Origin of the sequence: Delftia sp. ZNC0008, from assembly GCF_000799035.1 — a bacterium.
Lineage (GTDB): Bacteria > Pseudomonadota > Gammaproteobacteria > Burkholderiales > Burkholderiaceae_C > Comamonas > Comamonas tsuruhatensis.
In genome coordinates this window covers 1-595 of record NZ_JTKZ01000154.1, presented here as the reverse complement: position 1 = coordinate 595, position 595 = coordinate 1, and the positions used below count along the sequence as shown (strand labels likewise).

Annotated in this window: 1 pseudogene; it reads right to left on the bottom strand. The window is 73.8% G+C overall.

The window, feature by feature from the left end:
- Positions 1 to 595 (bottom strand): annotated as a pseudogene (locus L995_RS33690) (Mur ligase); the annotation flags it as partial.

Below are 595 nucleotides of genomic sequence, written 5' to 3'. Positions count from 1 at the left end.
ACGGGGCATCCAGCCAGCGTCCGTTCATCAGCTCGGCCAGTGCAGGGCCTTCCCAGGACATGGACGGGTACAGGGTCCCGGCCGCGGGCGAGAAAGCCGGCCGGCCCGCGGCCTCGCCGTCGCGCGCCCCCGGCAAGCAGGCCCTGGCAGGGCTGCCGTCCGCATCCGGGCCATTGCCGGCCTGCGCAGGCACGGCCTCGCCTTCGCCTTCGGTTTCGTGCTCCGGTTCGGTTTCGGCCACGGCGTGGCTGGCAGCCGAGCGCAGTGCCTGGGCCAGCGCGTCCAGCAGCTCCAGGCCGGCCAGGCTGGATGCCAGCAGCCAGGCGATTTCGCGCGGGGACTGCAGCACCTGGCGCAGGCTGGCGTCGGCAAAGGCGGCATGGCGGCGCCGGGCGGGCGGCAGGTACAGCGCCTGTTCCGGCCAGATGGCGCGCTGGGCCAGGGCCTGCAGATGGCGCTGCAGGCCGATCTGCCACTGGCGCAGCAGGTCCGTGGGCTGTGGCTCCAGGCCAGCGTCGAGCTGCAGGCTTTCGACCAGTGCAATGCCTATCCAGCGAGCGCAGGGGTCGTCGGCCTGCCCGCCAGGGCGACGCGG